This window comes from Colwellia sp. MB02u-9, from assembly GCF_014077085.1.
GTDB lineage: Bacteria > Pseudomonadota > Gammaproteobacteria > Enterobacterales > Alteromonadaceae > Cognaticolwellia.
This window is the reverse complement of sequence record NZ_JACGVF010000033.1, coordinates 1-980: the sequence shown is the minus strand read 5'-3', so window position 1 is coordinate 980 and position 980 is coordinate 1. Positions and strand designations below refer to the sequence as shown.

At 32.4% G+C, this 980-nt stretch carries 1 protein-coding gene; it reads left to right on the top strand.

Annotation, left to right across the window (positions count from 1 at the left end; all coding sequences use genetic code 11):
• Nucleotides 1-128: 128 nt before the first annotated feature.
• Complete coding sequence (locus H4J65_RS00115; RefSeq protein WP_182193935.1) at nt 129-854, top strand: hypothetical protein; 726 nt, start codon at nt 129-131, stop codon at nt 852-854.
• The last annotated feature ends 126 nt before the right edge of the window (nt 855-980 follow it).

Here is a 980-nt window from a genome sequence, read left to right as displayed (position 1 = left end):
GGCGTTATATTTTTTAGAAACATAGGCGTTAACTAAAAAGTGTATTGATACAATCAATCAAGTTTTGATGTTATAGGCCGATAAAGATCTTACTAATAATATATCTTTCATAGGAAATGGAATTTAGTATGAAAATAACTCATGATATTTTAACAGATACCGCAACAGCACAGCTAAAAAATAAATCAGCTCCTATTGATACGGGGAAATTATCTGATACCCACTCAAGTGAAAAAATGAATAAGCAGCAATCGCAAAAATTTGCTAATGATACTTATCATAAAGATGAGCATACCCCACAAAATCAAAACACTTATGATAGACCGCTAAGTATCACAGCACATAAATCTGAATCTGAGCTTTTGGATAAAATGACTAATACAATATCATTTGGTGAATTACCAAATAAGTTAAATCAACTTCGACCTAAATATGAAAATTTCATGAATGAGTTAGAAGCATCTTCTCCATCATTAGCTAAAAAAGAGTGGGGGTTTTCTGTTGATAGTAACGATAAATTAGTTGTTTCAGGTAATATTACTGAGGATGAAAAAAACTACCTTGAGAGTAAACTGAATGCAGACGAAGATATCGTTAATTTGGTCAAAGAGTTACCTGATATTTTAATAAAAGGTCAAGAATATGACCGTGGTTATGATGGGAAAGGAAAATATTGGGGGAAATATGATGTTACCCAAGAAAACTTTAAAGACATTGTTGATATAAAGGGGCTTCTAGATAGTTCGTATGGGCCAAATGCCAAAGCATTTGATAATGGATTTGATACTTTTTCATATCAAGATAATTTGCGTAGCCAATTAGCAAATAAGGCTGAAGCTAAATATGCTTATTAACGAATGTTTTTAGCATAGGAGAACAAAAAATATAACAAGCCATTCAAAAGGACAAAAAACAGCTTGCTGTCCTTCGTTCCTCAGGCATTATAGCAAGCTGTTTTTTGCCTCTTAATGGGGCGTTAT

What these genes read in the sequence shown, in the direction of transcription:
- H4J65_RS00115 (WP_182193935.1), top strand. Translation starts at nt 129, where the DNA reads ATGAAAATAACTCATGATATTTTAACAGATACCGCAACAGCACAGCTA.